The organism is Rhodococcus sp. 14-2470-1a (genome assembly GCF_002259425.1).
Taxonomy (GTDB): Bacteria; Actinomycetota; Actinomycetes; order Mycobacteriales; family Mycobacteriaceae; genus Rhodococcoides; species Rhodococcoides fascians_E.
In genome coordinates, this window is record NZ_NPFZ01000049.1 from 1 (window position 1) to 1,015 (window position 1,015).

Genomic DNA, 1,015 nt, shown 5'->3' on the forward strand with positions numbered 1-1,015 from the left:
CGGGCGGTTCGGATGTATCGGGACCGTCTGGCCGGGGCAGGCGACACCAAGGTCGCCGCTCGGAAACACGTCGGAGCGTTGCTCGATATCAATCCCGCGACGATCCGGAATTGGGTCGAGAAGGACGAGCCGCCGAGTGGTCGGAGTGAGGCCGAACCTGGCGTTGATCGCGACGCCGAGCTGAAAGCATTGCGACGCGAGAACTCTGAATTACGAAGAGCCAATGAGATTCTCAAGACGGCGTCAGCGTTTTTCGCGGCGGCGGAGGTCGACCGCCGACTTCGGTGATCGTCGACTACATCGACGAATACCGCCACCGATTCGGGGTCGACCCGATCTGCACCGTACTCCGCGAGCACGGCATCAAGATCGCCCCGTCCACCTACTACGCAGCCAAGAAGCGCGGCACCATCTCTTCAGCGGCTCTCGAGGAGGCGTACTCCGCGAACGCAGTGCACCGGCTCTACGTGGCCAACAGGCGTCTCTACGGAGTGCGGAAAATGTGGCATGCGATGAAACGCGCCGGTCACGAGATGGGTCGCGATCAAGTCGGTCGGTTGATGACGATCTGTGGCGCGGTCGGCGTCGTCCGCGGGCGGCGTCGCACGGTGACCACTCGGTCGGACGATCGGGCATCTCGACATCCGGATCTGATCGAGCGTCAGTGGGATGCGCCGAGCCGCCCGGATCAGTGGTGGGTTGCTGACTTCACGTATTGCTGGACGTTGGCTGGGTTCGTCTACACATCGTTTGTGGTCGATGTGTTCTCCCGCCGGATTCTGGGGTGGCGGGTGATGACGACTAAGGCGACACCGTTGGTTTCGGGGGTGCTGGAGCAGGCCTTGTTCACTCGTAGACGCTCCGATGTCGCTTTCACTGCAACAGGTTTGGTACATCACTCCGATGCCGGCTCGCAATATACTTCGCTTGCCTTCACCGAAGCGTTGATCGAATCGGGGCTGGCCGGATCGATCGGAAGCGTCGGCGATGCGCTCGATAATGCGTTGATGGAATC

1 pseudogene and 1 other annotated feature are annotated in these 1,015 nt (G+C 61.5%); the pseudogene reads left to right on the forward strand.

Going from position 1 to position 1,015, the window contains the following annotated elements:
- Window positions 1-1,015: pseudogene (locus CH292_RS27475) on the forward strand (IS3 family transposase); the annotation flags it as partial.
- Window positions 246-377, forward strand: a sequence feature (AL1L pseudoknot). Its footprint overlaps the pseudogene before it by 132 nt.